Below are 23390 nucleotides of genomic sequence, written 5' to 3'. Positions count from 1 at the left end.
CCAACGATGTCCGATACGACTCATTCTTCGAGCGATGCGACCGCCGACCAGCCGACCGAAACCCAGCACGTCGAACGTACCGACGTCGGCGTCTCGATCACCGTCCAACTCAAACGCGGTTCCGGAACGCGCGACGAAGACAAAATCAAGGGCAAAGTGAAGGCCGAGACGCTCGCCGACGCCCGTGAGGACATGGACATCCTTCGGGAGTATCTGCACCGGCTCGCCGACGATGTGCGACAGATCCAACCCGAGGTTGAGGACGAGTAAAAGAGAGCATCGAAGCCTCTGGTCGCGTTTGTCGTCGCCGCGGGCGGGCGAGGCGTCCATCATGTCCAACCCAGAGAGCGACGACGCGAACACACTCACGCCCGAACAGCGACTCGCGCCGGAGAACCTCGACCTCCTCCGTGCGTGCATCGTGACGATTCCCAACGTCCAGACCGTCCAAGCGTGCGTCGCCTACGAGAACGCACACCAGAATCGCGAGCCCATCCTCCGCTGGCTCGCACAGCAGGCAGCGGAACTTCGGGCAAAGTGAATGTCCGTCGTCGGCGGATGCATCCGTCGGAAGCAGGGGGTTCACCTCCGGCTTTATACGGATGGCTCACCAAGAGAGTATACGGAGTATTCAGACTATGATCGACGTTGAAGACAACATCGAACTCCTCCAGCAGTCAGGACGGTTTGCCTCCGAGGAAGAGTTCCTCGAGGAAGCATTCCGTGCCCTTCTGGAGAAGCGCCCCGAGCTACGCGTCGATCTCGCCGTCGAGCAATACAAGACCGGAAGCGTCTCGCTCAACCGTGCTGCCGAACTCGCCGGCTACAGTCCCGCAGAATTCAAAGAGATTCTCCGCGACCGCGGCGTTAGCCGCGATGTCGCTATTCTTACCGACGAGGAGCGGTCCGAGCGCCTCGAAAACCTATAGCGGGGAGTGAGTGTGCTCGTCGACAACAATATCTTAAGCTCGCTTGCGAAAATCCAGCGGTCGAGATCGAGTAGTTGACTAGGTGTAAGCCGGCCTTGCCACGGGTCGACCGTCCAGACGACGTCTCCCGGCTGGTAGTCACGGCCAGCTGCCTGCATCAGTGGTCCGAGGACTGCTGGGCGGCGCGGCCCCCACTGGATTGTTCCTCATCGTCTGTCCCCGAGGGATGGGGCTGAGTCGGTTGGGCGTCTGCCCACGCCTCTGCCTCCTCCTCACTCGTGATGAGAGGCTCATGCTCAAGTGTGAGCGTCGAGAGGAGATCGGAGAACCGAATCGCCTCCGCGACTCGACTTAGGTCACGGGTGAGCGCCCAATGGTGCTTGCGGTGCCGAACGAGCCCTCTCTCCTTGAGCCGTGAGAGGTTCGACCCAACCGTGTTCGGATTGCGGTCGATCGCGGTTGCGATTTCACTCCGAGTGAACGCGGTATCGCGGTTCTCAAGGAGAAACTCGATGATGAGTTCAGCGGTCGTCCGCTCCGCTTCCTCGCCGTCTTCAAACTCCTCGATATCGATCGGCATACCGCCTAGTACGGTGTGCTGGTGGATAAGTGTGCGGGTGAATGGGTGTGCTCCCCTCTCGGCTCGTTCAAACTGTCGAGTATCTGGAGAACCACCTCGACACGCTTCGAGGAAAGTCTTAGTTTGAGGGACTCGAAGAGTAGATGTCGCAACTGGACGTGGAGGACGAATATGAGCGACGCAAACGTGCGAGAGGCCCTCAACGAGAAACACGAGCGGAACCGTGAGCAACGCATCAAGGCCGTCAAGCGCTGGGTGGCGTACATCAAATCTGAGCCACCAGAGGTCTGGGGACCCCAGCAGAACGCGGTCGTCGACGACCAACTTGAAGCGGCCCAGCACGTCGGGACATCGGCGCAGCACCAGCAGCACGTCAGGGACGTCGCGGCGGACATCACAGCCGTGAAGGGCGACGACACGGCTGGGAGTGAGTAGCTAGCTGGGTAGCGTCGAACGGTTTTGAGGTGCGAGTCACCCCCGCCTCTGGAGAACGTGCGTCAATCAGCGAGTGGCTGTCTGTTCACGCTGCATGCAGCGTTTCGACGCGCTCGCGCACCCAGTCGAGGATGGTGAAGAGGACGTCGAGCGCGTCCGTCCCAAGTGGTGACTCGACGGCAGTCCCAGCATCCGGCGGCGGGTGGAAATGGCTGCGGGGCGCGTCCGTCTTCGGATGGCGGTCCCACCGACACTGGTAGTACTCGGTATCGCGCGTCTCGATGTAGTGGACGTAGTAGTCGTCGGTGTCGAACCAGTGGACTTCGAGCCGGACACTATCAACGTCCACTGGGTAGGCGTCCGCGTCGAGGGTGATCTCGAGAGAGCGAGGTGAGGCGCTGGTCGGTTCGAAGGACCACGCGGTGACGAGTGGATGCGTCGCTGCGCGACGGCCGAGTGTGCGGAGTGTCGTCGTGTCGAGACGGCCCTGCGGGACCGAGTCATCGGGAGTCGGTGGCGACATCGAGAAGAGCGGGGTCAGGCGGAGGCGGTGTCGCTGGTGTCTCGGCGCTGTTCAGCGCGATGGGCGGCCTGCTGGAGAACCTCGATATCGTGGCGGATGCTCCGCCAGCGATTCAGCGCGTCCCAGCGGTCGTGAATCGCCTCGTGGTCGACGTCCTCGAACTCGGAGGGTGAGACAGCAGCAGGGCTGGGCGCGTCGAAGCGCTCCTGGAGTGTTTCGTCCTCCTCGATGAGCTCGTCAATCTGGGTGCGGAGTTCACTCGGGGTGTGGTCGCGGGCGAGGTCTTCGATGCGTTTCCAGCGGAAGTACGCCTCGTTACGCCGATATTCGGCCGGGCGACTGCCACGTGTCTCGACGATGTCCATCTCGACGAGCTGCGTGAGTGCGTCGCGCGCCCCGTCCGTCGAACACGCTGCCTGCTCGGCGATCTCGCTCACAGTCTCATAGGACGAGAGCGTCGTGACGACGTCGTAGACGCGCTGGAAGGTGGTTCGCTCAGCCGTCCACCGGCTTCGTGCATCACTATCCGCGTCGGATGACGGGCCGGGCGTCGGGGACTCCTCGCTCATACACACCCGTAGTAGCCATTAGAAGATATATGTTTGGTTCAGTCGGCATATATCGTCTGCGTTGTGGACGCTGGGTGTAGCTCACTTCGGCGTGAGGTTTGTCGAGCCGCCGGAGCGAGCGGAAGCTCTCACTGATGAGCGACACACCAAACCCAGAGGTCCACCTTGACCTCCTCCCGCGCCTGAAGACGCGGGAATCCCACCATGGGATTTCAGGCCGAGCGCGGCCCTAAGGTTTCAAGACGCATACGGTCCACGCGTCGCTTGCTGGGTGTCAGCATCGGCGTGGCCGTCTTGTGGGACGGTCAAACGTCCCCCTTCCTCAGCCGAGTCATCGCCACTCGTGTCTTCTCTTGAGTGACTCTCTCCGCTGAGGTAGCGGTCTGCAATATTGAGCGCGGCGTTCACGTCTGCGTGGTACTCCGAAACCCAACACTCCGAGTTGGAACAGTTGAACGTCGCCTGCGTCGGACGGGAGCCCTGTTCTCCGCAACAGTGGCACGTCTTCGAGGTGTACGCAGGGTTCACTGTTTCAACGCGAATGCCCTTCTCAGCCGCTTTGTAGCAGACCTGAGCGTGCATCTTCGCAAACCCCCACCCGTGAAGACGGCGGTTCATGAACGCGCCGTAGTCCATGTTCTCACGGATGTGCGTCAAGTCTTCCAGAACCAGGACGGGGTTCTCGAATTGGTCAGCGTAGGTGACGACCTCCGACGTGACCGTGTGAAGGATGTGGTCGATGTGTCGCCACAGCTCGTCGCCGTAGGACTCTGCGATACGTTCGCTTCCGCGTTTCTGAAGGCGTCGAGTCGCCGTGAAGTACGTCTCACGGAGTTGTCGAACCGTCTTGCCTTCGTCGTTCCAGAGGTTGGGTGCAGTCGGGGAGCCGCGCTCATTACGGTGACACACCGTTATTAGAGAGGCTTCCCCGATGTCTACCCCAATCGGCGTTTCCGCCGAACTGGTTTCTCGTTCCGCCACGTCCCGTGTCGCCGTGATGTGGAAGTACCACTCGCCGTCACGGTCGAACAGCCGACATTCACCCATCGTCGCGTCTCCCGCGTGCAATGCTTCCAACCACTCTCGCTGTTCCGGGTTCGGTTGTGCGGGCAACCAGAGGTCGTAGTCGTCGTGGTGCGGAATCTTGACGTACCACTCGATGGCGTTCTGTGGCTTGTGGTCGAGCTTCGGGCCTTCGTTCGTGAACCGAACGGGATGGTCATCGTGGAGCTCTTTTGCGTCGTAGCTTCCGCCACAGAGTTGCGGGACGTACTTTTTGAGCGCGTTCTTCGCGTACCCGCTCAGATCGTAGTTAACTACTACGTCGTTTGCCGCCGACTGTGTAGTGCAGTTTGCGGTGAACGCGGCTTCGAGCGCGTCTTGATACGCTCGTTTCGTCTCACAGAGTTTCCGATGCTTGTGGGCGTTCGGTTCCACGAGCTTCAGTTCCAACGTCTCGGTGAGTTCGGTCACTGTTCGTCCTCCTCGTGTCGCTGAATGTACTTTTCGACAGTCTCACTCGAAACGTGGCCTGCTGTTCCTGCGTAGTAGCCGCGTGCCCACTTGATTTTCTCGCCGTCATGGTCGGCGTGTCGGTGGTTGTATTTCCGCGAACTGATACCCTTGAACCAGTTAGCGAGCAGTGATGGGGCGTGTTTCGGTGGACTACTGACGAACAGGTGAACGTGGTCGGGCTGAACGGTCAGGTCGATTATCTCTAAGCCCTTGTTGTCAGCAATTTCGTGGAGGATGTCTCGTACACGGTCGGCGACCCCATTGACGAGTACCGAGTTGCGGTACTTCGACACCCACACTATGTGGTAGTTGAGGCTGTAGGTCGCGTGCCGTGTGCTCTTCATCCGTATGTACACTATAGTTCGATAGCATCTTAATACCCTCGGTGTAGCGTGAGAAATCCAGTACTGGCGGGACTCGTGGATTGACGCACTATGCCTATCGCTTGACCTCCGCCTGAAGACGGAGGTATGCGCTCTCGGTCTATATCAAGCAGCGTTTAGTGACGGCGGCGAACTTGAAGTCCAGGAGTCGAGCGTCGAGACATCCCTCGAGGATTTCGGCGCCGACGTCGACCATCGCGACCGCGAGTCACGACGCGACCGACCTGAGGCCAGTGAGTTCGGCGTCGACGACCGCCCCGAAGTACAGGACTCAAGTGAGGATGACGAGCAGGCCGCGCTCTTCCCCGATACCCCCGAAGACCAGCAGACACTCACCGGCGAAAACGCCGCAATACGCTGCCTCTTCGACGACTAGTCCTGAAGCGGGATTCCAACCGATACCCCGGCTAGGCGTAACAGAGTTGGAAGCGTAGTTCCCCTGTCCAGATCCAGCCTCAAAGCCAAGGTTGGGTGTTCATTAAGTGTAGCACAGCATGCTGACTCACCGGTTTTGGCACCTTCTTTAGGACAATAACTACCGAACACCGTGTCCGAGTTACTTTAGAACGACGTTATAGAAGTTTTGTCTCATTGAGATACACTCGGTACTCCAGATTGTCTCCTTGATTAACCATCTCTTCATCATCAATCTCAAAACGGTAGACACAAACTGTATCTGATATAATGTGCTCGTCACAGATCTGCTCAGCTAATTTGTCAGCGGCACGAGCAACATCCTGATAAGCCCGTAAAACAACTCCATCATGCGAATCTGGGGATAGTGCGGCCTGATAATAACGTGCTTGTCCTTCTAAATCGCTTGAATTGCCGACGAAAGAAGACATATATTGACTACCATTATGTTCAATAATCTCTAATAATACAATATATAAAGACATACAGATAGAACTAAAAATGTTATTATTGCCGATCTAATATTATCGGGAATTGTATGCCTAAGGAGAAGAAGAAAGTTAGCAATAGAGAGAACAAGGACAACGTCTAATCGGTCTCTTGACGATATTTCACTCATATTGTTTCATCGAATCAGAGGTAAGTAATTGTTGTGTTGCGCTCTTGCGTAGGGGAGCGTTGATATTGCTGAGTCGTACGTGTTTAGCCCCGACGAATTTCGCCACTGTCTCGTAGCAGGCGACCGATCGAGCGGATATGTACCCTCAGCAAGGGCTAACTGAGCTTCTCCAGGGATGGTCTCCGATAGTAGTTCACAGAAGTTTTGGGTACTCCACGTGCCAGAGATAAGGTAGAGATCCGTTCTTCGACTGAGTCCTCATCCCAGTTCACCCAGAAGTTTCGTTGATCACTAGCGGAGACCATCCCGGTGGCCCTGCTGAGGTAGCGCTGAGGTGGTCATAGTGGATCGCTCTTGAGTAGAGGATTGTTGGTCAGTTCTGAGCAGTAGCTAGAAGTCACAGCGGGCAAGGGTGACGCGCCGCGTCACCCGACGAACGATGATGCCAATCAAGACGTTCGTCTCGGAGCGTCAGGCCGCGAATCTGCTAGCACAGATTCGCTGGCGTGACGGCGTCTATTGCCCACGCTGCCGTGCCGAATCACGGATTCGGCACGGCAGCTATCGGGTATTTCAGCGGTATCTGTGTAAGGATTGTGACCGCACGTTCAATGATCAGTAATTTATAGAAGGACTGCCATAAATCTATCTCCAGTTTACTATATTAGCGGCTAAGGGGGTCATACAATGGTTCTCATACCAAATATTCGCCCCTCTATTCGTTAAGTACGCAACCCCACTTATCGGCTGTTTCACAGCAGATAGTGGCTGACCAATAGGATTTCAACAGAGCCCTCTGCTGAAACCCCCTGTATTCAACATTATATCAACCAGATCGATCGGTAGGTGCGAAAGGTATAATTGGGAAAGCGACGAACCTAGTGATGAACGAATGGCCCTGAAGGATATCCCCACGGTAGACGAGCTGGCCGAGACAACAGGGCAATCTGTGGAGCAACTCCGAAAGGACCGCGTGGCTGCAGGGAAGATGTCAAGCGACTCGGACGCTGAATAGCGGTACTTTCTGATGGGCGAGCCTGAGTCACTGAATACTGTTGACCAGTTACTCGACCATACGAACGGTCCGGAAGACCCGATTACTAACCGCGACCTTACGCGAGCGCGGTCCTCCGCCTATATCGTCCACGGGAATTTTCACGAACTGGCGCAGATGTGCGATGATATCTCGACGATGGGGCTGATCGTCGTCGAAAAAGGAGCCACAGACACAGATGTGGAGAACGAAGTCTACCGTCGAGTACACAATTACGTCTCATCATTGTATTCGTATAATGAGCAGATTCGCTCTATTCTGAACAAGCGGTTGAGCCAGCAGATCGGGAAGGGCTATTTTCTCCCATCACGTGATGACAAAGCGGCACCCGAGTACGTGCGCCGAGGGACGTTTCTCTGGGGTCTGCGGAACGACTTCCAGCATGGAGATTATTGGTGTCTGAAAGTTGAGCACCAAGGGACACAGAATGGAAATGATTGCTACCAGTTATATTTTCAGAAGCGGGATTTCGAGGTAACTCCGAAAGGCGATCTTGATAGCGCTGGTGACTATTTAGCGCATGCACCAGACGGAGATCAACGGTATCCACTTCCGTATATTGGGGACTTTCACCGAAACTTGTTCAGTGAATTTGAGAATGCGTTCGAATCGTGGTGTGAGAAAAACAGGGCATGAACGTGTGAGCCGCCTCGGGGCTAAGCCCTGGGGCATTGGGCCTGCTCCACCTATGGAGTCTGTCTATTCGGGTCTGAGAGACCTATTGTGTCGGATTGAGGGATTCCGTTAGCTGTTGTTGCGTGGCAAGGCCTGTGTGGAACCGATCAATGATTTCTGCTTGATGTTCTGGACAAGCAAGGATGCCAACGGCGCCGTCCTGGACCGGGACCACGGATTGGTTTGGAGAATGGGGTGCGAGATGGCAGCTGGGACAATTGAGACCGCTGGCCGGCCGATAATCTAGGAGTTCAGCTGTGTTCTCGGTAGTAAATTCACAGATAGAGGTGAACTGCTCACGGTGGGCATCACAGCCAACGAGCGGGAGCGTAAGCTGATCCAGGAGCAGGAAGGACACCGTGTGACTGCTGTTTGAGTGGAGCGCAGACTCGCACGCGTCACACTGAATCGGCGGATGACTGTGGACGTCATCCGTCTGCTGCTCGGAGGAATCTCCAGGAGGCATACTGAGGTGTGTAGGGTTGTATTCAACTGCCACACGGGTAAGTCATGGGACAGTGGCGTCTCCAGCACCTTGCTCGACGTAGGATTGATCAACAGTAAGCGGTCTCACAACACTCCTTCACCGGTGGGTTGCCGTATTCCGACAGACAGTCTGACTAAGGACAGCGAACGAGTTGATTCGATCCTCCTTACCAGTCCGGCTGACAGAAGCACGAGGAGGGTTCGATGAGCATCAGCCACCCCCAAGAGAGGGGTCGGCTCGCGGATCGGGTTTGTTGGCCCCGGAGAGGGATGCGGGCGCGCCCACGAGGCGCGTCGTCGCGAACAAATCCATGAGTGACGCACAATCGGAGTCAGCGGTCGCGTTCGAGGACTCAAGCTCGCGAAGCGAATCGATGACCGAAACAATCGAGGTGTGGGTCGAGGATCTCATCACGCACGTCGAGGAGGCACGCGGAAGCGAAGCGTTCCAAGAGTGGCTGGATGTCCAGAGTCGATTCCACGATTACTCCTACCGGAACACCCTCCTGATCACCCTCCAGTGTCCGGAGGCGACGAAGGTCGCGGGCTACCGAGCGTGGCAAGAGGAGTTCGACCGACACGTCCAGGAGGGCGAGAGCGCCATCTGGATCTGGGCACCCATCATTACGAAGCAATGCCCGGAGTGCGAGAACTCGCCGAATTACCACGAACGGAATGATTGTGAGTACGACGAGACGCCACCCGAAGAGTGGTCAGAGGGACTCGTCGGCTTTCGGCCGGCATCGGTCTTCGACGTCTCGCAGACCGAGGGCGAGCCACTGCCCGAACTTGAGACGGCGGCGACGGGTGACGCCGGCGACCTCGTCACCGTCCTCGAAGACGCAGCCGCCGAACTCGACGTCGAGGTGCGGCTCGTCAACGCCGACGAGTGGATCCATGGGCAGGTAGAGGGTATCTGCAAGCCGCGTCAGTCGGATGAACCACCACTCGTTGAGGTTCGTGATCGTGCGAACGAGGCAGACCTCGCGGTGACGCTCGTCCACGAACTCGCACACGCCCTCCTCCATGGCGCCATCAGCGACCCACTGGCGCGCTCCGAGCAGGAACTCGAAGCGGAAGCCGTCGCGTACATCGTCGGCCGCCACTATGGGCTCGACACGAGTAATTCGTCGTTCTACCTCGCCGCCTGGGCCGGCGACGATCCTGAGGCAATCCGGGAGCGACTCGGCCGCATTAGCCGGACAGCCCAACAGCTCATCGACGTCGTCGATTCAAAGACCGCATAGCGACCCAAACTCCTCACACTAGGAGGCACCTCTTTTCAGTCAACTATCCAATATTAGTGAATGGAAAAGCCGGTGTGGTGGCAATTTTCCTACTCGGCGCGGCTGTATCCGATACGCTAATATGTAGACAATTCTAAATGGATATAGTGAACGATCTCACTGGCTTCCAGCGTGACCTGCTCTACGTCATCGCCAGCCTCGACGATCCGCACGGGCTCGCGATCAAGGAGGAGCTTGAGGAGTACTACGAGACCGAAGTCCATCACGGCCGTCTCTATCCGAACCTCGACACCCTCGTTGAGAAAGGGCTCGTTGACAAAGGCGAAATCGACAAGCGAACCAACTCCTACGCGCTCACGCGACGCGGCCGCCGCGAACTTGAAGCCCGCCGCGAGTGGGAGAACCAGTACGTCGACCTGTAGGACTGATCCAACGTTTGTCAGCTTTGAGCGCCTCAGCCACTAATCGAACTGGTCTGGCTCATCGTTAGGTATAGGTGAGGGACTTACCACTCAGTACAGGTGGGGTCTATCGAGGGCGTACTGGGTCTGGAAGTGGCCGAAGTTCTGGCATCGTTCCTGACCGCTCGATCGTTTGGATTTCGACGTTGTTCACCGCGACGGTGAGCGTTTCCCAGTCACTCGGCACATTTGCTCCACCGACAAGGTGAGTTACGGAACTGCATTGCGATTCCTTGGTCGTTCTACTGGACGACGTTCCGCTACTGAATCCAGACGTGACGTTGAATCTCAAGACGAACTCATTCCCAATGGAATGGGTCAGCTTTGGTTCAACCTCCCCTAACTCGTCACAGAGACGCACGTCAAACGTTAAATCTGCTGAGTCACCGTCGCTCACGATGTGGACCCATCCGCTGTGAGCCTCCTCCTCGCTTGGGAACGATGTATGACTCTTTGAGTAAGCGAGTCCAAGGGAGTCGTCGCCCTGGTTGATTTCGGCTTCATCCGAACTACTCGGACTCGCAGAATTCGCCCACCCTTGACAGCCGGCAAGAAAGCTAAGACCAGCAATGGAACCAACGGAAAGCACCGTACGGCGGGATACTGGAGGGGCCATTAATTAAGAAAATACGTGCGGTTGACAAGTATCTTCCTCATACCAGTATCGTGCGCGTGGAGACTTGATAGCTACCGTCCTGTCGCTGATTGACTCGCGTACCTACCTAACGGCTAGTTCATCGGGAAAGTACCGGAACAATTGGATTTCAGCAGAGCCATTGAGTCCTACCCGCTTGGTTATACGACGTAGTGGGTGCGTTCGCGTCTTCTAAGCAGAGAGGGGACTAATCTTATCCGACTATACTCGGGTTCAAAACAGATGCTTTTTGGATAACCGCAATAGTGTTAATGTAGTGCCATCACCGAGACGCGAGCTTCTTAGCGTGAAATTGGAGCTGTGGCATCCAGATTGTTGGTCTGCCGAGGTCATGGAGGAGACGGGTGCCGGCGTTCTTGGATATGGGAGCGTGATCGACGGTCGGCGGGCGTACGAGCGGTGCGCTATCTATGGAGAGACGCCAGACCAGGTGGGTGACGCTGTCCAGACTGCGAAAGAATCCACCCGGATAAGCCATGTTCGGGAAGTGCAGTCAACGCCAACGGAGAGCATCGCTCCAGAGTCCGCTATTGGAACAGTTTCACAGGATGTATTTATCGAATACGAGTTTACCGAGGGTATCGGTCCGGCCTTCTTCTCCCGGGGATTCGTACTCAATGGAGCGTCGCAGATGGAAGACGGACGGGAGCTTTGGCCGCTCTTGGTGCAAATGGATCGATCTAGTCTCGGTCGTCGAATAGATGAGATCGAGAAGGAGTACGATGCGGACATCACTCTGGAACAAGTTACACCGGCTGACCAAGATCGGTCCCAGTCGTCCTTTCAAGACCGACTGGATGAGCTTACGCCACGTCAGCGCCAAGCCTACAAGCTGGCACGGCAGAACGGTTACTACGAATGGCCACGAGAAACGAGCGTGCAGGCCCTTGCTGACGACCTTGGGGTCTCGAAAACGACATTCCTCGAACATCTCCGCTCGGCTGAGAACCACCTCCTTGACCCGCCTAAAGCGCAAGACTAGTCCAGGTAGGCACCTCACCCGAGTATAGTAGGGTGAATCTCTTCTCGGTTCTTCCTTTGTCTGCTACTAAGGTCTGGAGCATTTCGCTCACTGAGCTAACCACAGACCGAGACCTCATCCATGATAGAAGACGCCGAGAAGCAGTGGACTGGGTGAACTATGGTAGAGGACAACGAGTCAGAGAGAGCGGAGTTTAGTCGAAAGGGGCTGGGCGCGGGGGTCCGACAAAGTACCCCGATCGCGCTCGGTGTATTCACCTACGGTATCGTCTTCGGGGTTCTCGCACGGCAGTCGTCACTTGGACTCAGCGAAGCGGTGTTGATGAGCGCCTCAGTCTTCGCTGCGTCCGCGCAGTTCGTCGTGCTCGATCTCTGGAAGTCACCGCTTCCAGTTATCGCTATCGTAGTCACAACTGTCGCCGTGAATCTTCGCCATCTTTTGATGGGTGCGTCGATTCAGCCATGGCTCAAGCGGCTTACTCCCCGCAAAACCTACGGGATGCTCTATTTCCTGAACGACGAGTCGTGGGGACTGACGATGCGTGCCCGATCAAACGGCGAGAACGACGCCGCGTTCCTTCTCGGAAGCGGCCTCATCGTGTTCATTGCATGGATCAGTTCGACTGCCCTCGGTGTTTCTATCGGCGGCCTCATCCAGAACCCCGCCAGATACGGACTGGACATGGCGTTTATCGCGGTCTGCATCGCCCTCTTGGCAGGTGTGTGGGATGGACGTGAAGATGCTGTTCCTGTCGGTATCGCGGCGTTGGTCGCTCTCGTTTCGTCTGTCGTGGTTTCGGGGAACTGGTACATCATCGTCGGCGGACTAACGGGAAGTATCGCTGGCGTCGTCCGGGATGAATATGTCTAAGATACAGATGAATACAGTCACACTCATCGCTATCGTTGGGATGGCAGTCGGAACATATCTCACCCGGGTCGGAGGGTATTGGTTAGTAAGCCGGTTTGAGCTGACCCCTCGGTTCCAAGCGTGGTTGAGCTACGTCCCAGGTGCCATCTTGGTGTCGCTCATCGTGCCCGAACTCGCAAAAGGTGGTCCCGCCAAATGGGGTGCCGCACTCGCCGCACTCGTCGTCGCGTGGCGCTCTGGAAATATCCTCTACGCGATGCTCGCGGGAATCGGGGTCGTATTACTCCTCCGCCATCTGCCGGTGTTCGCGTGACGCCAAGAAGAGCAGCCCTGTTGAATCTAGCCCCGAATCATCCGTTTCCGGCGATAACTGGACGCTACCGGCCAACTGAGTGAGGTCGCGTGATCGGCGTCGCGTGCCGGGCTTTGTCTGCGACTACCTCTCTTCGGGACCACGGCGGCTGGACGCGGCCCCGCCCTTGTCTCATCGCTCCTCGCTCACAGCAAGGGTTGTGGGCCGGCGTTCAGACGGGCGGATCGACGAGGGAGACGTAGAGCACCAGTGTGAGGCACCAGACGCCGAAGAACGTGGCCCAGGTCAGTCCCTTGTGGGACCATGACCGATAGGAGTGAAGCGACTGTGACTCGTCGGCGAACCATACGTCACGTTCCTCGGTACCCTCAGTGACGAGACCAGAGCGCAACAACAGGCGGAGCGCGAGGAGCCCCGGGAGCGGCGTCAGGACGAATCCAAGATAGACTAGCGCCGTTTGCAACATATTTGTACAGCAGATTTATTCTTCGAGTTTGTCTGTGACCGTCTCGAAGAGCCGGTCTGTCCGCTCTGGGAAGACGAGCGCAGCGAGGGTTCCAACGACGACACCACCAACAATACCCTGTGTGATATCTTGGAGAACTGTCGTTCCGAGTGCCGCTCCGAACGTCACTCCAATCAGCATTGCGAAGACGATCCGTTCTCCGTCAGTGCCGTCGGACTCCTCAGACATCTGTATCGGACATGTCTTCGAGAGGCAAAAACAACTGGGGCAGCGTTGCGTGAGCTGAACTGACTGTTCGGTTCGCACACCTACCTAACGGTTGTTTCAGCGGCGATGGTGTTAGACGGATAGGATTTCGATAGAGTCTCATTTCTGAGAGACGCTGCTAGAGTGCCTGAGGGGGCATTTCGTTGGTGAGCGATAGACCGATACGGTTGGCGGCGCGTCAGTCGCTATGGCCCTCCCACTTTCCGGCAGCCAGTTGTTCGGCGGCGTTATGGTCCTCGTCGGCGTCGTCGTCCTCGCGTTCAGCGCGCGATACGTATGGCGTGCCACGAGCATCTACAGAGCCATCGACGTCGCGTCACTCGACGGCGCCGCGGCGGGGATGCTCGTGCGAGTCGCTGGCACAGCACAGCGTGGACCCGGAGACGCACTCCTCGCGCCCTTCAGTGGCGAGCACTGCTTCGCGCTCCGCTATGCCGTCGAGGAACGCCGCCTAAGTCCCCTCCTCTTGCCGTGGTTCGTGACGGTCTACGAGCGTGCGCGCTCGACGCCGTTCCGCGTCCACACACCTGAAGGCAGAATCGACGTCGTCGCACCGGCGCGAACCGTCACCCTTGAGCGGCAGACTGTCGCGACGGTCACTCCAGACGAGAGGCCACCGGAGCGTATCGAACGCTTCGACCAGCAGACGTCCGCGCTCCCCTCGACGACGATCTGGCGAACCCCACCGTCGGTTCTCGAGCCGATCCGGCGCTTCCTCTCACTCGGGACGCGCCGCTATACTGAGGAAAAAGCGATGCCCGATGGCGAGGTGACCGTCGTCGGGAACGTCACCGAGGACGGCGACAGCATCGACCCGCTCGTCGTCTCCGATCGATCACCCGCAACGACTGTACTCCGAATGGCGAAAACCTCCCTCGTCGGTCTCGCCATCGGCGGCTTCGGACTCCTCCTCGGCCTCGCCCTCCTCGTCATCTAACGAATCAGCTCGATAATTCTTTTCACGCTATTCGACGATACGCCGACTATGGCAGTCCTGAATGCCCTCCGCCGGACGCCAAGCGCGCTCGCTCGGAATCCGGTCCTGTTCGTCCCCATCCTCGCCCTGGCCCTCGTCCAGGTACCACAGCTCGCCCTCCAATCGATCAATCCACTGCTGAGTAGCGTCGTCTCATTCGCGATGTCACTCGTCTTCATCGTGGTGATTCCCTTCTTCCAAGGTGGCACGATTGCGATGGCTAACGAATCCCTCGATGGCCGGACCTCCCTCCAGACGTTCATCACGGAAGGAAAGGCGAACTACGTCCAGATTCTCGTCGCCTACCTCCTCCTCGTAGCGGTCAGCTTCGTCCTCGGAATTATCGCGTTCTTCGTCGGTCTCTTTGGCGGCGTATTAGTCCTGGCCAGCGGCGGGTTTGAGTCGATGAATCTGCTCGCTCTCGGCGCCATCGCGGCGGTCGTCGGAATCGTGATCCTGCTGTACGTCCTCTTCATCTTCTTCGTCCAGTTCTACGGGCAGGCAATCGTTCTCGACGATTACGACGCGATTGACGGCCTCAAACATAGTGCCTCCGTGGTACGCCACCATCTCGTGAGCACACTCGGCTACGCCATCATCGGCGGAATTCTGGGCGGCCTCCTCGGTGGAATCGCTGCTCTTGGTTCACTCCTGCTCTCCCCACGCACAGCATCGGTTTTCCACCTGCCCGAGCTAGCGCTCCCCATCGCTGTTCTCGGTGGGTTCGTCGTCCTCGGTCTCACTGTGCTACTCGGTGGGTTCTTCTCGGTCTACTCGGTGGCGTTCTACCGCGCTCTCACGCGGTAAGACCCCCGTCATAGTCCGTACTGTGCCGACAACAGACTGGATCTTCGTGTGTCTCGCGGATGAAGACTTATCATCCCTGAATAACGACGTGAGTGTATGTCCGGACGTTTCAGTCGTGGACTCGACGTCGTTGACGGGAGTCTCGACGTGTTCCGGGCGAATCCCCGCCTGGCAGTCCTCCCGCTGTGCAGTCTCCTGTTCGTCGGAAGTGGGTTTGCAGTCGCGGCCGGGATCGCCCTCCACTACGGCCTCGTCGAATCGCTCTTCACGAACGATCTCATCAAGTACACCGCGATCTTCGTTGGACTTGCGCTCACGTCGAGTCTGGGTGCGTTCTTCAACGTCGCGGTCGCACACTGTGCGTTCCAATACTTCGACGGCGAGAACCCGACTGTCCGCGGCGGCCTGCAGTCCGCGTGGCGTTCGCGTCGCGCTATCGCCATCTGGGCACTCACGTCCGCCACCCTCGGGACCGTCCTCTACATCCTCGACGACAAATTCGGGTTCCTCGGGAGCGCCGCCCGCCTCGTCTTCGACCTCGCGTGGGGCCTCCTCACCTTCTTCGTCATCCCCGTTATCGCCGTCGAGGACACCGCCGACCTCCGCACCATCCTCCGCGAGAGCGGACACGCATTCAAAGAGACGTGGGGTGAGAGCGTCAGCGCCTCACTCGGCGTCTCACTCGTCGTCCTCCCGATTGCAGTCGTCGGCATCGTCCTGCTTGGGGCTGCCTACCTCAGCCTCCACGGCGCTGCTGCGTGGGTCCTCGGGGGACTCGGCCTTCTCGTCGTCGTCGCTGCGATCGTTGCGGGGCAGGTCCTCGGTATGGTCGCACGCACCGCCCTCTACGAATACGCGACCGACGGCCGCCGCGTCGGCCCGTTCGCCACTCGCGACCCCAACAGCGTCTTCCCCGACTCGTGACAACACTAGGAAACTAGCGGTATGCCTTTCAAGAGTACATCCACCGTCGGATTGTAGCCACCCCTATACTCTGTAGGATATATAACAAGATGAGTGAAATCACTCAACGTCGGTGGTAGCTCATCGTTATCGCGGCGTGTATAGCAGGGTCAATACAGACCTATAGAGTAGTTAGTGGTAAATCTGGAACGCTTGGAATGATTGCATCTGGTGCTTGGTTGCTCGTGATTTTCGTCTCAAGCTGGGGACTCTATCAGTCTCGTCGCTAGTTGGTAGTGTCCGACTTACAGGCCTACTCATTAAAACCGAATCTCCGATTCTGCAAATAGAGTACAGAAAGAAGTCATCGTTAACCAACAGTCTGCGCGATTTCGACGCGAGTGTTGGTTAAAGCTTGTTGGCGCCCGCGAGGAGCGGGGCGCACAGACCCCCGCTTTCGAACAATGCCCGAACACAATCTCGAGACGCTCCTAGAGGAAGCGATGCACGTCGCGAACAACTACCCGGCGGTCGCGAACGGCGTCGCTAACTCGCTCCACGAATACCTGCGGTATGCCGTCCTTCGTCTCCTCGAAGGCGACGCCGGCCCGCGCTCACCGGCAGTCGACGTAACTGTCGGGTACGGGAGGGACGCGGCGATGACGGACACCTGGCGCTCAACGGTCTCTTGGTGGGACGAAATGCCCGTCCGAGAGGACTGCACGCGATTCCGCGTCTTCTACCCCGACGACGTCGCACACGTCCCGCGCGCGGTCGGCGACGTGATGGGTGCGCTCGGCGCGTGGCGCGTCTGGTCGGGCGACGCCGTCGACGTCGGCGCCTACGAGTATCAGAGCCGTCGCGAAGTCCACTACTGCTGGCCACTCGGCCACCCCGTCGAGGACCGACTCAACGAGCGCCTCGAACGAGACACACAAGCGGTCGCACCCAACGGTGGCTGTGCGGGCGACGTCCGAGCTCGCGAAGCCGTGAGCGACCCAGCGCAGACGGGAGGCCTCGAAGCACGGACACAACGCGCACTCGACGAAGAGATGGCCATCTCACTCCTCGCGAAGGGGGGCCAGTACGAAGTTTGCTCGCAGTCCGGACGCGTCTACGACGTCGACGTGATCGCCAAGACGTGTACCTGTCCGGACTACCAGAAGCGAGAACCCGATGGTGGGTGCAAGCACCTCCGCCGCGTCGACTACGAGATTAAGCACGGACAAGTCCCGCGGCCGGATGGCCGACTGCCTCAAAATCGAGAGTGAACCGTGGTGGGGAGGGGGTATCGGAGTGTAAACTACGGAGTGAAACTGACGTAGGGAGGGGGGGGGGATCAGAGTGTAAATCCCAACAGGATCAATGGCCGGTCAGTCGAAGAGCCGATCAACTAGACCGGCGCACAGAGGTCACGAGTCGTCGGCATCGACCGGTCCCTTATATTGAGATTTGATTTTGTCACCCTCCCGCCACTGCCAGTAGTAGTAGCGGTTGTCGTTTATTTCCTTGATTGTGAGCGTCGCTCGCGTTGGGACATCCGCGGGCATCTCTTCGGGACGCTCCTGAACTGAGTCCTTGTCCTCCTGGGCGAGATGTTCTTCCCGCTCGCGATAGTCGGCGAGAGCCTCCGCGTATCGTTCGACCGCTCGAAGCTCGTTGGTCGAACAGTCCTCAAGAGTTTCGGCCAGTTCGCTCGGGAGAGATTGGGGCGGCGTCGGCTCTGAATACGACATAGCCTAGGATTAACCAACAGAATCGCAAGGAGAAAGTCCTGTTGGTTAATCAGCCTGGTGGCGGGGGGAGGGGGCATCGGAGTGTAAACCTGTGCGAGTGTGGTGGGGTCCGAACCGAGTAGTCGGATAGGTATAAAGACCGGTAGAAGCAGGGCAGAGAAAGAGGGAATATACGAACGCCAATAATGGATGGAATTGGTCTACTGGGGACTGTATCCCTGTTATACTGTTACTTACTTACTTAACGTTAATAGAAAACGTTATAATAATATTACCGTGCTGATGCTATCAGACATAGAGAAGCGGCTATATCGTGCCTGAAAGGCTGTTTCGTGCTACTCTACGGCTTCTGCTGTACTTGCTCTTTCGTCCTTACTGGGGGAGACCTTTGTGAGAATTACACTCCGATACCCCCTCCCCCTCCGGGGTACTTCTCATCCTCCATCTCTGCTAGCAGGCTTTGTTCTGCTTGCTCTCCATCTTGCATTGATTTGGCCGTCGATACACTCCGATACCCCCTCCATCACTCCGTCCACTCTCGTCACTCTGTTCACTCTCGTCACTCTGTTCACTCCCATGGATTTATAGCGACGTAGTGTATTGGGTCGGTACCATGGAACCGTTCGGTGCCGAACAGGGGATTTACGAAGACGTCGACGTCCTCGACCCGGAGCCGGATACGTACAAACCGACCGAGCTTCCGGAGCGAGAGGACGAACTCTCCCGCATTCACTCTGCTCTCCGGCCGATTACCCTCGGTGGATCGCCACGGAATATCCTCGTCTACGGCCCGACGGGACAAGGGAAGACGGTCGGGGTCAATCTGAAGACGGAACAACTTCAGGAGTGGGCCGATACGGAGGGTGACGTCACTCTCACCGTCCTTCGGGTCAGCTGCAAGGGCGCGGGAAAATCGTGGAACGTCCTCGCGGACCTCGTCAAGCAGGCTCGCGAAGCCCGCTACGACAAGACGGTCGAGAAACCGCGCGGCCCGACGAAAGTCGAGTTGTTCGAGATGCTCTCGGACGACCTTCGGGCGATCGGCGGAATGGTTATTATCGTCCTCGACGAGATCGACGGTATCCAAGAGGACAACTACGTCCTCTACGAACTCCCTCGCGCGTCGATCGACGGTGTCTCGATCGGTGTGATCGGCATTACGAACGACTATCAGTTCCACGAGAATCTCGACGCGGACATCCGGTCGTCGCTAGGGAGTCGTGAAGTCGTCTTCAGCCCATATAACGCGAACCAGCTTCGCGATATCCTTGCCCGACGCGCATGCCGCGCACTTCGCGATACGAACTTCGAGGACGGTATCAGAGACTCCGAGCATCTCCGTAGCGACGTAATCTCAGACGACGCAATACCACTTTGTGCTGCGCTTGCTGGGCAAGACACCGGTGACGCCCGCCAAGCAATTCACCTCCTATCGACCGCATGTGATCTCGCTCTGGACAACGGCAGTGACACTGTTGAGGAGTCCCACGTCCGTGAGGCCCGCGAAGAAATCCAAGAAGAAACCATCGGGAAAGGCATCCGCGGTGAGACGACGCAGCGGAAGATCGCTCTTCTTACTGTTCTCGAAGCAGAGCGCGCCGGGGACGCCCCCGAAGGAACTACAGAACTCTATCGTCGATATAAGCGCTTCACGAAACAGATCGGTGCGGATACGTATCAACAAGGGACCTTCCGGGAGAAACTCAACGACCTTGTCCACGGAAACATCCTCGAAGGCGACCGTCGTGGCCGAGGTCGTGGACGTGGTATGACGAACATGTACAGTCTCTCGGTTGACCCAGACCTAGTCATCGATAAGGTCGGTGATGACGACCGGCTAAGTAAGATAACTACCCGACTCGAGTAGCTTGAGTCGTTACACTCCGATACCCCCTCTCCTCTGAGCAAACTGCAGGATACTCTGATTGACATCCTCCCACCTCTTCAGGGGTGGCTTCCGCCCACTATGTGTCACTCCCCCAGAGTCTGTTAGGAGACCCCGGTTCTACAGATGAGCGAGGCGAGTGCCTTGCGCTCAAACCCTGTGAACCACTACTGTTGTGGATTCGACAGAGCGGGGTGAGGTTTAGAGGTCGCGCGGTTGGACGGTCTTGCGTCCATTTGCCTCGGCGCGTGCAGCTGCTTCTTCCAGGAGCTCTTCGACTTCCTCGTCCAGCGCCTCGTAGAAATCCCCAGCGACATTCTTCTCCGACAGTGCGTCCTTAACCGCAGCCTTAACGACAAATTCCGACATACAGTATCAACCTCACCTGTCTACCCCTTATAAGCAAGGGATGACGGGGGGAATCGGAGTGTATCAGCTAACAAGAAGACCGGTGCAAACTGAGACCCGAGCCGGCTCTGCAGGATGTCTGTTCGTGGTTTGATGGCTGCCCAGCGCTTTAACTAACACACCTAAGCAACCCCTGAATTGTTGGTTAAGACAACCACACGATGCCCGATTCGCCACCGACACCACCACAGGAACTCTCACGTGACCTCGTCGAATCGCTGGAGGGCTGTTCGGCGGAGGAACTCCGAGCGGCTGAGCGCTATGCCGACGCGCTTGCCGAGTACCGTGAGCGCGAGGCTCGACTTGGAGAGGAAGATCAGGATGAAGTAGGGGCCGTCTCGACGAGCTGCCGGACGACGTTCCGACGCGAGCGACGCTCACCACCAAAGAAATCAACGACAACCGCTACTACTACTGGCAGTGGCGAGGGAATGGGGTGCGCATTAGTCGGCGGCGACGTGCTTGACGGTCGGGTCATCGTGCGGTGTCGAGTGATAGAATCCGTCCCCGCTCATTCCGTCGAAGAGATGGAGGCGTGCGGTGTCGACACTAAGTTCGACTGACTCGCCGACGGCGACCTCGCTTCGTGGGGGGACTTTCACGCGGAGTTCCTCGCCGCCGACCTGGCAGTGTATCAGGAGCTGTTCGCCGAGTGGTTCGCGGACGGTGACCGTCGCGGTGAACGTCTCGACATCCCCCGGGAGCGCGCCGGCGATCGAGACATCCTCGGGGCAGACACCGAACGCCCAGTCCGTCCCCGTGGCGGCGTCGAGGCCGCTTCCGTCAGGGAGCGTGAGGGTGACTCCGTCATGTACGGCGACGACGCGGCCGTCGTGCTCGTGGACGCCCACCGAGAGGACGTTCATCGCAGGTTCACCGATGAATTCGGTGACGAACCGATTGGCTGGATAATCGTAGAGTGTCTGTAGTGGGGCGACCTGCTGGAAGTTCGCCGCCATAGCGGACGTCAACGCGTGCGCAGGAACGCGACTGCCCCGGCGTGACGGATCGCCCGCTATGGGCGAAGTCGCATGCGGGGACGCGACATCCGCGTCACACCGTCCGACAGTCGAGGTCGATCTCGCCGGCGTCGAGCGCCGCCTCGACGTTCCGGGCGGCGCGAACCATGTTTTCGATCTTCTCGCGGGCAACGTTGCGCGGCAGGAGTTTGACGCCACAATCGGGGCTGATCGTGAGTCGCTCCGGCGGGACGACTGTCAATCCCTCGCAGATGTTCGCCTCGATCTGTTCAACGGATTCAACGTCGGTCGTGTGGACGTCGACGACGCCGAGCGCGAGATCGGGCTCGAAGTCGCCGTCGGCGAAGACGTCGATCTGCTCGTAGTCCCCGTTGGCGAGTTCGACGTCGAACTCGTCAATCGGGTAGTCGTTGATCTCGGGATAGATCCGCGAGTAGTCGCCGTAGCAGACGTGGAGGCCGACACGAACGTCGTCGGGGAGATCAGCGACGATCCGTTCGAGGCACTCGCCGACGATGGCGTGGTCGTCGGGCGTCGTCGCGAGCGCGGGCTCGTCGATCTGGATGTAGCGAGCGCCGGCCGCGACGAGGCGCGAGAGCTCCTCGTTGACGAGGTCGGCGAGCTCGTAGGCGAGCGTCTCCTCGCTTCCGTATTCCTCGTCGAAGCTCCACGACGCAAGGGTGTAGGGGCCGGTGATCGGCACCTTGACCGGGCGCTGTGCGACATCGGTACTGAACTCGTACTCATCGAGGAGCCACGGTTCGTCGTAAGCGACCTCGGAGACGACGCTCGGTTTGTCGAAGTAGTTGTGTCCCCAGACCTTCACCGGGCCGTTGAACTCGTACCCCTCGATACGCTCGGCGAAGAACTCCACCATCTCCTCGCGGCGCATCTCGCCGTCGCAGACGACGTCGAGGCCGGTGTGTTCGTGCTCGTGCGTGATAGCGCGACTCGCGTCGCGAACGGCTTCGTCCCACGCGTCGGCGTCGAAGTCGGAGGAGTCGTCGTCGTCGCGCAGGTCGCGCGCCCGATTCAGCCACGTCGGCTTCGGATACGAGCCGACGACGGTGGTGAGGAGGAAGTGGTCGTTTGAGTGGTCGGCGGGCCGGAAGCGCTCGCGACCCGTCATTGTGCACCCCCCGCGGCCGCGGCGAGCGCATCCAGTTTCGCTTCGAACTTGCTCACCGGCAGATGGAACAGCCCCGTGTTCGGCGTCAGATACGCGGCCTTGACATCGGTCGCGGCACGCTCCTCGAATCGCCGTACCCGTTCGCGGATTGTCTCACGCCCTTCAATGAGCGTGTTCTGGCCGTCGACGACACCGAGGAGGACACGCGGTGGTGCGCCGTACTCCGCAACGAGGTCGCCCGCGGCGTCCGGGGCCGCGACGAGGTCGTAGCCGAGCCCATCCGCGCCGGTGTCGAGGAGGTGTCGATACAGGTCCTCGCCAGCCATTCCCCAGTACGTGTGGACGATCACCTCCGCATCGCTCGCGGCCGCGATGGTGTCGATAGCTTTGCTGATCCGGTCGTGCGTCGCTGCGTCCGGGGGGTCCGTGGTGAACCCGGGTTCGAGGAGGGTGAGCGTCTCGACGGCGTCGGGGAACGCGGCGACCTCGCCCGCGAGGAAGCCCGCGACCCCATCAAGCAATGCCGCGAACGAGCCGTAATGCTCGTCGCTTGCGAGGCCGGCGAGCGAATACGGCCCCGGAAGCACCGCATGGAGGTCGTCACAGCGCTCCGACGCGGCCGCCAGCTCGGCCGGCACGTCCCCGTTCGGCGTCAGCTCGCCGGTCACGATCGGCTCCCGATAGAAGTTGTTGTTGTCGTAGTAGCGGACGATCCCACCCGTCCGGACGTTATCGTGGACGCAGAGCGGATGGGCGAGCAGGTCGTCCCATCGCCCCTGGCCTTCGACGATCCGGTTGAGACCGGCCTCGCGCTGGCGGTCGATGTAGTGACCCTGGGTCGCCGAGTACGCCTCCCGTACCGCCGGCTTCTCGTCGCCGTCGATGAGGTCTGATTTCTGGTGGCCCTTCAGCTCGGCGAGTCGCTCCCGTTGCCCGTCGGGAAGCGGGAACAGACCGACCGTCGTCGCGAATTGCTCCATACATCCGCCACCGATGCGATGCTGTTTGATAATAATACTGCCGTTGCCTATTCCCACTAGTTATTTGTGTCTCGGCCGGGTTACCGAAGGGTATGAACCGACACGGGACGCGCGGGGACGCAAAAACGGTCTCCGGGATCACC

At 58.6% G+C, this 23390-nt stretch carries 29 protein-coding genes and 2 pseudogenes; 19 read left to right on the top strand and 12 right to left on the bottom strand.

Going from position 1 to position 23390, the window contains the following annotated elements:
- Window positions 1–6 precede the first annotated feature (6 nt).
- From IEX84_RS13480 to IEX84_RS13470, 3 genes are all read left to right on the top strand, one after another.
- Window positions 7–270 carry a DUF7389 domain-containing protein gene (locus tag IEX84_RS13480; RefSeq protein WP_188873085.1) on the top strand — a complete coding sequence of 88 codons (264 nt, stop codon included), beginning with the start codon at window positions 7–9 and terminating at the stop codon, window positions 268–270.
- Window positions 271–331: 61 nt separating this feature from the next.
- Window positions 332–541, top strand: coding sequence for a hypothetical protein (locus tag IEX84_RS13475; protein WP_188873084.1), 210 nt, complete (start codon window positions 332–334; stop codon window positions 539–541).
- A gap of 97 nt (window positions 542–638) precedes the next feature.
- On the top strand, window positions 639–929 hold the full coding sequence (locus IEX84_RS13470) for a UPF0175 family protein (protein ID WP_188873083.1): 291 nt from the start codon (window positions 639–641) through the stop codon (window positions 927–929).
- A 157-nt stretch (window positions 930–1086) separates the two neighbouring features.
- Here the strand turns inward: IEX84_RS13470 and IEX84_RS13465 are convergent, their stop codons facing one another.
- Window positions 1087–1509: a helix-turn-helix domain-containing protein gene (locus tag IEX84_RS13465; RefSeq protein WP_188873082.1), complete on the bottom strand. Its 423-nt coding sequence runs from the start codon at window positions 1507–1509 to the stop codon at window positions 1087–1089.
- Window positions 1510–1680: 171 nt separating this feature from the next.
- Here IEX84_RS13465 and IEX84_RS13460 point away from each other — a divergent pair, with 171 nt between their 5' ends.
- Window positions 1681–1944 (top strand): hypothetical protein, encoded by a 264-nt coding sequence (locus IEX84_RS13460; protein WP_188873081.1) that lies wholly within the window; start codon window positions 1681–1683, stop codon window positions 1942–1944.
- Window positions 1945–2029: 85 nt separating this feature from the next.
- Here IEX84_RS13460 and IEX84_RS14625 read toward each other — a convergent pair whose 3' ends face one another.
- The 4 genes from IEX84_RS14625 to tnpA all read right to left on the bottom strand — a co-directional run bounded on the left by IEX84_RS14625 (window position 2030) and on the right by tnpA (window position 4895).
- Entirely contained in the window at window positions 2030–2293 is a 264-nt protein-coding gene (locus IEX84_RS14625) for a hypothetical protein (protein ID WP_229732381.1), read from the bottom strand.
- Window positions 2294–2481: 188 nt separating this feature from the next.
- Window positions 2482–3036, bottom strand: coding sequence for a DUF7342 family protein (locus IEX84_RS13450; protein ID WP_188873079.1), 555 nt, complete (start codon window positions 3034–3036; stop codon window positions 2482–2484).
- 237 nt (window positions 3037–3273) lie between these two features.
- The gene (locus IEX84_RS13445; RefSeq protein WP_188873078.1) at window positions 3274–4509 is read right to left on the bottom strand and encodes an RNA-guided endonuclease InsQ/TnpB family protein; all 1236 of its coding nucleotides are present in this window, start codon (window positions 4507–4509) and stop codon (window positions 3274–3276) included.
- Entirely contained in the window at window positions 4506–4895 is a 390-nt protein-coding gene (tnpA, locus tag IEX84_RS13440; RefSeq protein ID WP_188873077.1) for an IS200/IS605 family transposase, read from the bottom strand. The genes IEX84_RS13445 and tnpA overlap by 4 nt, the downstream gene beginning before the upstream one ends.
- A 112-nt stretch (window positions 4896–5007) precedes the next feature.
- Between tnpA and IEX84_RS14925 the strand changes: the two genes are divergently transcribed.
- Entirely contained in the window at window positions 5008–5310 is a 303-nt protein-coding gene (locus IEX84_RS14925) for a hypothetical protein (protein ID WP_407647618.1), read from the top strand.
- 196 nt (window positions 5311–5506) lie between these two features.
- Here the strand turns inward: IEX84_RS14925 and IEX84_RS13435 are convergent, their stop codons facing one another.
- The gene (locus IEX84_RS13435; protein ID WP_188873076.1) at window positions 5507–5833 is read right to left on the bottom strand and encodes a hypothetical protein; all 327 of its coding nucleotides are present in this window, start codon (window positions 5831–5833) and stop codon (window positions 5507–5509) included.
- 573 nt (window positions 5834–6406) lie between these two features.
- Here IEX84_RS13435 and IEX84_RS13430 point away from each other — a divergent pair.
- The 8 genes and pseudogenes from IEX84_RS13430 to IEX84_RS13400 all read left to right on the top strand — a co-directional run.
- A pseudogene (locus tag IEX84_RS13430) lies at window positions 6407–6586 on the top strand (transposase); the annotation flags it as partial.
- Window positions 6587–6859: 273 nt separating this feature from the next.
- Window positions 6860–6982 carry a hypothetical protein gene (locus IEX84_RS14785; protein ID WP_268237670.1) on the top strand — a complete coding sequence of 41 codons (123 nt, stop codon included), beginning with the start codon at window positions 6860–6862 and terminating at the stop codon, window positions 6980–6982.
- 12 nt (window positions 6983–6994) lie between these two features.
- Entirely contained in the window at window positions 6995–7657 is a 663-nt protein-coding gene (locus IEX84_RS13425) for a hypothetical protein (RefSeq protein ID WP_188873075.1), read from the top strand.
- Window positions 7658–8493: 836 nt separating this feature from the next.
- The gene (locus IEX84_RS13420) at window positions 8494–9429 is read left to right on the top strand and encodes an ImmA/IrrE family metallo-endopeptidase (protein ID WP_188873095.1); all 936 of its coding nucleotides are present in this window, start codon (window positions 8494–8496) and stop codon (window positions 9427–9429) included.
- Window positions 9430–9575: 146 nt separating this feature from the next.
- Window positions 9576–9851: a PadR family transcriptional regulator gene (locus IEX84_RS13415; protein WP_188873074.1), complete on the top strand. Its 276-nt coding sequence runs from the start codon at window positions 9576–9578 to the stop codon at window positions 9849–9851.
- Between the two features lie 1025 nt (window positions 9852–10876).
- The gene (locus IEX84_RS13410; protein WP_188873073.1) at window positions 10877–11527 is read left to right on the top strand and encodes a helix-turn-helix domain-containing protein; all 651 of its coding nucleotides are present in this window, start codon (window positions 10877–10879) and stop codon (window positions 11525–11527) included.
- A 159-nt stretch (window positions 11528–11686) separates the two neighbouring features.
- Complete coding sequence (locus IEX84_RS13405; protein ID WP_188873072.1) at window positions 11687–12397, top strand: AzlC family ABC transporter permease; 711 nt, start codon at window positions 11687–11689, stop codon at window positions 12395–12397.
- The gene (locus tag IEX84_RS13400; protein WP_188873071.1) at window positions 12390–12710 is read left to right on the top strand and encodes an AzlD family protein; all 321 of its coding nucleotides are present in this window, start codon (window positions 12390–12392) and stop codon (window positions 12708–12710) included. The genes IEX84_RS13405 and IEX84_RS13400 overlap by 8 nt, the downstream gene beginning before the upstream one ends.
- A 481-nt stretch (window positions 12711–13191) precedes the next feature.
- On the opposite strand, the gene IEX84_RS13395 is transcribed toward IEX84_RS13400, so the two are convergent.
- Entirely contained in the window at window positions 13192–13404 is a 213-nt protein-coding gene (locus IEX84_RS13395) for a hypothetical protein (protein ID WP_188873070.1), read from the bottom strand.
- A gap of 226 nt (window positions 13405–13630) precedes the next feature.
- On the opposite strand from IEX84_RS13395, the gene IEX84_RS13390 reads away from it, so the two are divergent.
- The 4 genes from IEX84_RS13390 to IEX84_RS13375 all read left to right on the top strand — a co-directional run bounded on the left by IEX84_RS13390 (window position 13631) and on the right by IEX84_RS13375 (window position 17400).
- Window positions 13631–14380, top strand: a complete 750-nt coding sequence (locus tag IEX84_RS13390) for a hypothetical protein (protein ID WP_188873069.1) — start codon at window positions 13631–13633, stop codon at window positions 14378–14380.
- Window positions 14381–14428: 48 nt separating this feature from the next.
- Window positions 14429–15226 carry a DUF7847 domain-containing protein gene (locus IEX84_RS13385; protein ID WP_188873068.1) on the top strand — a complete coding sequence of 266 codons (798 nt, stop codon included), beginning with the start codon at window positions 14429–14431 and terminating at the stop codon, window positions 15224–15226.
- A 96-nt stretch (window positions 15227–15322) separates the two neighbouring features.
- Window positions 15323–16150 (top strand): DUF6159 family protein, encoded by an 828-nt coding sequence (locus tag IEX84_RS13380; protein ID WP_188873067.1) that lies wholly within the window; start codon window positions 15323–15325, stop codon window positions 16148–16150.
- Between the two features lie 443 nt (window positions 16151–16593).
- The gene (locus IEX84_RS13375) at window positions 16594–17400 is read left to right on the top strand and encodes a hypothetical protein (protein ID WP_188873066.1); all 807 of its coding nucleotides are present in this window, start codon (window positions 16594–16596) and stop codon (window positions 17398–17400) included.
- Between the two features lie 141 nt (window positions 17401–17541).
- Here IEX84_RS13375 and IEX84_RS13370 read toward each other — a convergent pair whose 3' ends face one another.
- The gene (locus tag IEX84_RS13370; RefSeq protein WP_188873065.1) at window positions 17542–17865 is read right to left on the bottom strand and encodes a hypothetical protein; all 324 of its coding nucleotides are present in this window, start codon (window positions 17863–17865) and stop codon (window positions 17542–17544) included.
- Between the two features lie 613 nt (window positions 17866–18478).
- Between IEX84_RS13370 and IEX84_RS13365 the strand changes: the two genes are divergently transcribed.
- The gene (locus tag IEX84_RS13365; RefSeq protein ID WP_188873064.1) at window positions 18479–19732 is read left to right on the top strand and encodes a Cdc6/Cdc18 family protein; all 1254 of its coding nucleotides are present in this window, start codon (window positions 18479–18481) and stop codon (window positions 19730–19732) included.
- A gap of 219 nt (window positions 19733–19951) precedes the next feature.
- On the opposite strand, the gene IEX84_RS13360 is transcribed toward IEX84_RS13365, so the two are convergent.
- Window positions 19952–20119: a DUF1931 family protein gene (locus tag IEX84_RS13360; protein WP_188873063.1), complete on the bottom strand. Its 168-nt coding sequence runs from the start codon at window positions 20117–20119 to the stop codon at window positions 19952–19954.
- A gap of 200 nt (window positions 20120–20319) precedes the next feature.
- Here IEX84_RS13360 and IEX84_RS14620 point away from each other — a divergent pair.
- Window positions 20320–20624: pseudogene (locus IEX84_RS14620) on the top strand (hypothetical protein).
- Here IEX84_RS14620 and IEX84_RS13355 read toward each other — a convergent pair.
- The 3 genes from IEX84_RS13355 to IEX84_RS13345 all read right to left on the bottom strand — a co-directional run bounded on the left by IEX84_RS13355 (window position 20602) and on the right by IEX84_RS13345 (window position 23247).
- A complete protein-coding gene (locus IEX84_RS13355; protein ID WP_188873062.1) occupies window positions 20602–21117 on the bottom strand; it encodes a TOBE domain-containing protein in 516 nt (171 codons plus the stop codon). The pseudogene IEX84_RS14620 and the gene IEX84_RS13355 sit on opposite strands and share 23 nt — an antisense overlap.
- A gap of 94 nt (window positions 21118–21211) precedes the next feature.
- The gene (locus IEX84_RS13350; RefSeq protein WP_188873061.1) at window positions 21212–22267 is read right to left on the bottom strand and encodes a methionine synthase; all 1056 of its coding nucleotides are present in this window, start codon (window positions 22265–22267) and stop codon (window positions 21212–21214) included.
- Window positions 22264–23247 (bottom strand): 5-methyltetrahydropteroyltriglutamate--homocysteine methyltransferase, encoded by a 984-nt coding sequence (locus IEX84_RS13345; protein ID WP_188873060.1) that lies wholly within the window; start codon window positions 23245–23247, stop codon window positions 22264–22266. Before IEX84_RS13345 ends, IEX84_RS13350 begins: the two co-directional genes overlap by 4 nt.
- Between the last annotated feature and the right edge of the window lie 143 nt (window positions 23248–23390).

This window comes from Halarchaeum rubridurum (genome assembly GCF_014647115.1).
Classification (GTDB): domain Archaea; phylum Halobacteriota; class Halobacteria; order Halobacteriales; family Halobacteriaceae; genus Halarchaeum; species Halarchaeum rubridurum.
The sequence above is the reverse complement of the archived record's forward strand: the minus strand, read 5'-3'. Positions and strand labels throughout refer to the sequence as shown.

Coding starts and splice junctions, on each gene's coding strand:
- IEX84_RS13480 (WP_188873085.1), top strand. CDS start 7: ATGTCCGATACGACTCATTCTTCGAGCGATGCGACCGCCGACCAGCCG.
- IEX84_RS13475 (WP_188873084.1), top strand. CDS start 332: ATGTCCAACCCAGAGAGCGACGACGCGAACACACTCACGCCCGAACAG.
- IEX84_RS13470 (WP_188873083.1), top strand. CDS start 639: ATGATCGACGTTGAAGACAACATCGAACTCCTCCAGCAGTCAGGACGG.
- IEX84_RS13465 (WP_188873082.1), bottom strand. CDS start 1,509: ATGCCGATCGATATCGAGGAGTTTGAAGACGGCGAGGAAGCGGAGCGG.
- IEX84_RS13460 (WP_188873081.1), top strand. CDS start 1,681: ATGAGCGACGCAAACGTGCGAGAGGCCCTCAACGAGAAACACGAGCGG.
- IEX84_RS13450 (WP_188873079.1), bottom strand. CDS start 3,036: ATGAGCGAGGAGTCCCCGACGCCCGGCCCGTCATCCGACGCGGATAGT.
- tnpA (WP_188873077.1), bottom strand. CDS start 4,895: ATGAAGAGCACACGGCACGCGACCTACAGCCTCAACTACCACATAGTG.
- IEX84_RS13435 (WP_188873076.1), bottom strand. CDS start 5,833: ATGTCTTTATATATTGTATTATTAGAGATTATTGAACATAATGGTAGT.
- IEX84_RS14785 (WP_268237670.1), top strand. CDS start 6,860: ATGGCCCTGAAGGATATCCCCACGGTAGACGAGCTGGCCGAGACAACA.
- IEX84_RS13425 (WP_188873075.1), top strand. CDS start 6,995: ATGGGCGAGCCTGAGTCACTGAATACTGTTGACCAGTTACTCGACCAT.
- IEX84_RS13420 (WP_188873095.1), top strand. CDS start 8,494: ATGAGTGACGCACAATCGGAGTCAGCGGTCGCGTTCGAGGACTCAAGC.
- IEX84_RS13410 (WP_188873073.1), top strand. CDS start 10,877: ATGGAGGAGACGGGTGCCGGCGTTCTTGGATATGGGAGCGTGATCGAC.
- IEX84_RS13405 (WP_188873072.1), top strand. CDS start 11,687: ATGGTAGAGGACAACGAGTCAGAGAGAGCGGAGTTTAGTCGAAAGGGG.
- IEX84_RS13400 (WP_188873071.1), top strand. CDS start 12,390: ATGTCTAAGATACAGATGAATACAGTCACACTCATCGCTATCGTTGGG.
- IEX84_RS13395 (WP_188873070.1), bottom strand. CDS start 13,404: ATGTCTGAGGAGTCCGACGGCACTGACGGAGAACGGATCGTCTTCGCA.
- IEX84_RS13390 (WP_188873069.1), top strand. CDS start 13,631: ATGGCCCTCCCACTTTCCGGCAGCCAGTTGTTCGGCGGCGTTATGGTC.
- IEX84_RS13385 (WP_188873068.1), top strand. CDS start 14,429: ATGGCAGTCCTGAATGCCCTCCGCCGGACGCCAAGCGCGCTCGCTCGG.
- IEX84_RS13380 (WP_188873067.1), top strand. CDS start 15,323: ATGTCCGGACGTTTCAGTCGTGGACTCGACGTCGTTGACGGGAGTCTC.
- IEX84_RS13375 (WP_188873066.1), top strand. CDS start 16,594: ATGCCCGAACACAATCTCGAGACGCTCCTAGAGGAAGCGATGCACGTC.
- IEX84_RS13370 (WP_188873065.1), bottom strand. CDS start 17,865: ATGTCGTATTCAGAGCCGACGCCGCCCCAATCTCTCCCGAGCGAACTG.
- IEX84_RS13365 (WP_188873064.1), top strand. CDS start 18,479: ATGGAACCGTTCGGTGCCGAACAGGGGATTTACGAAGACGTCGACGTC.
- IEX84_RS13360 (WP_188873063.1), bottom strand. CDS start 20,119: ATGTCGGAATTTGTCGTTAAGGCTGCGGTTAAGGACGCACTGTCGGAG.
- IEX84_RS13355 (WP_188873062.1), bottom strand. CDS start 21,117: ATGGCGGCGAACTTCCAGCAGGTCGCCCCACTACAGACACTCTACGAT.
- IEX84_RS13350 (WP_188873061.1), bottom strand. CDS start 22,267: ATGACGGGTCGCGAGCGCTTCCGGCCCGCCGACCACTCAAACGACCAC.
- IEX84_RS13345 (WP_188873060.1), bottom strand. CDS start 23,247: ATGGAGCAATTCGCGACGACGGTCGGTCTGTTCCCGCTTCCCGACGGG.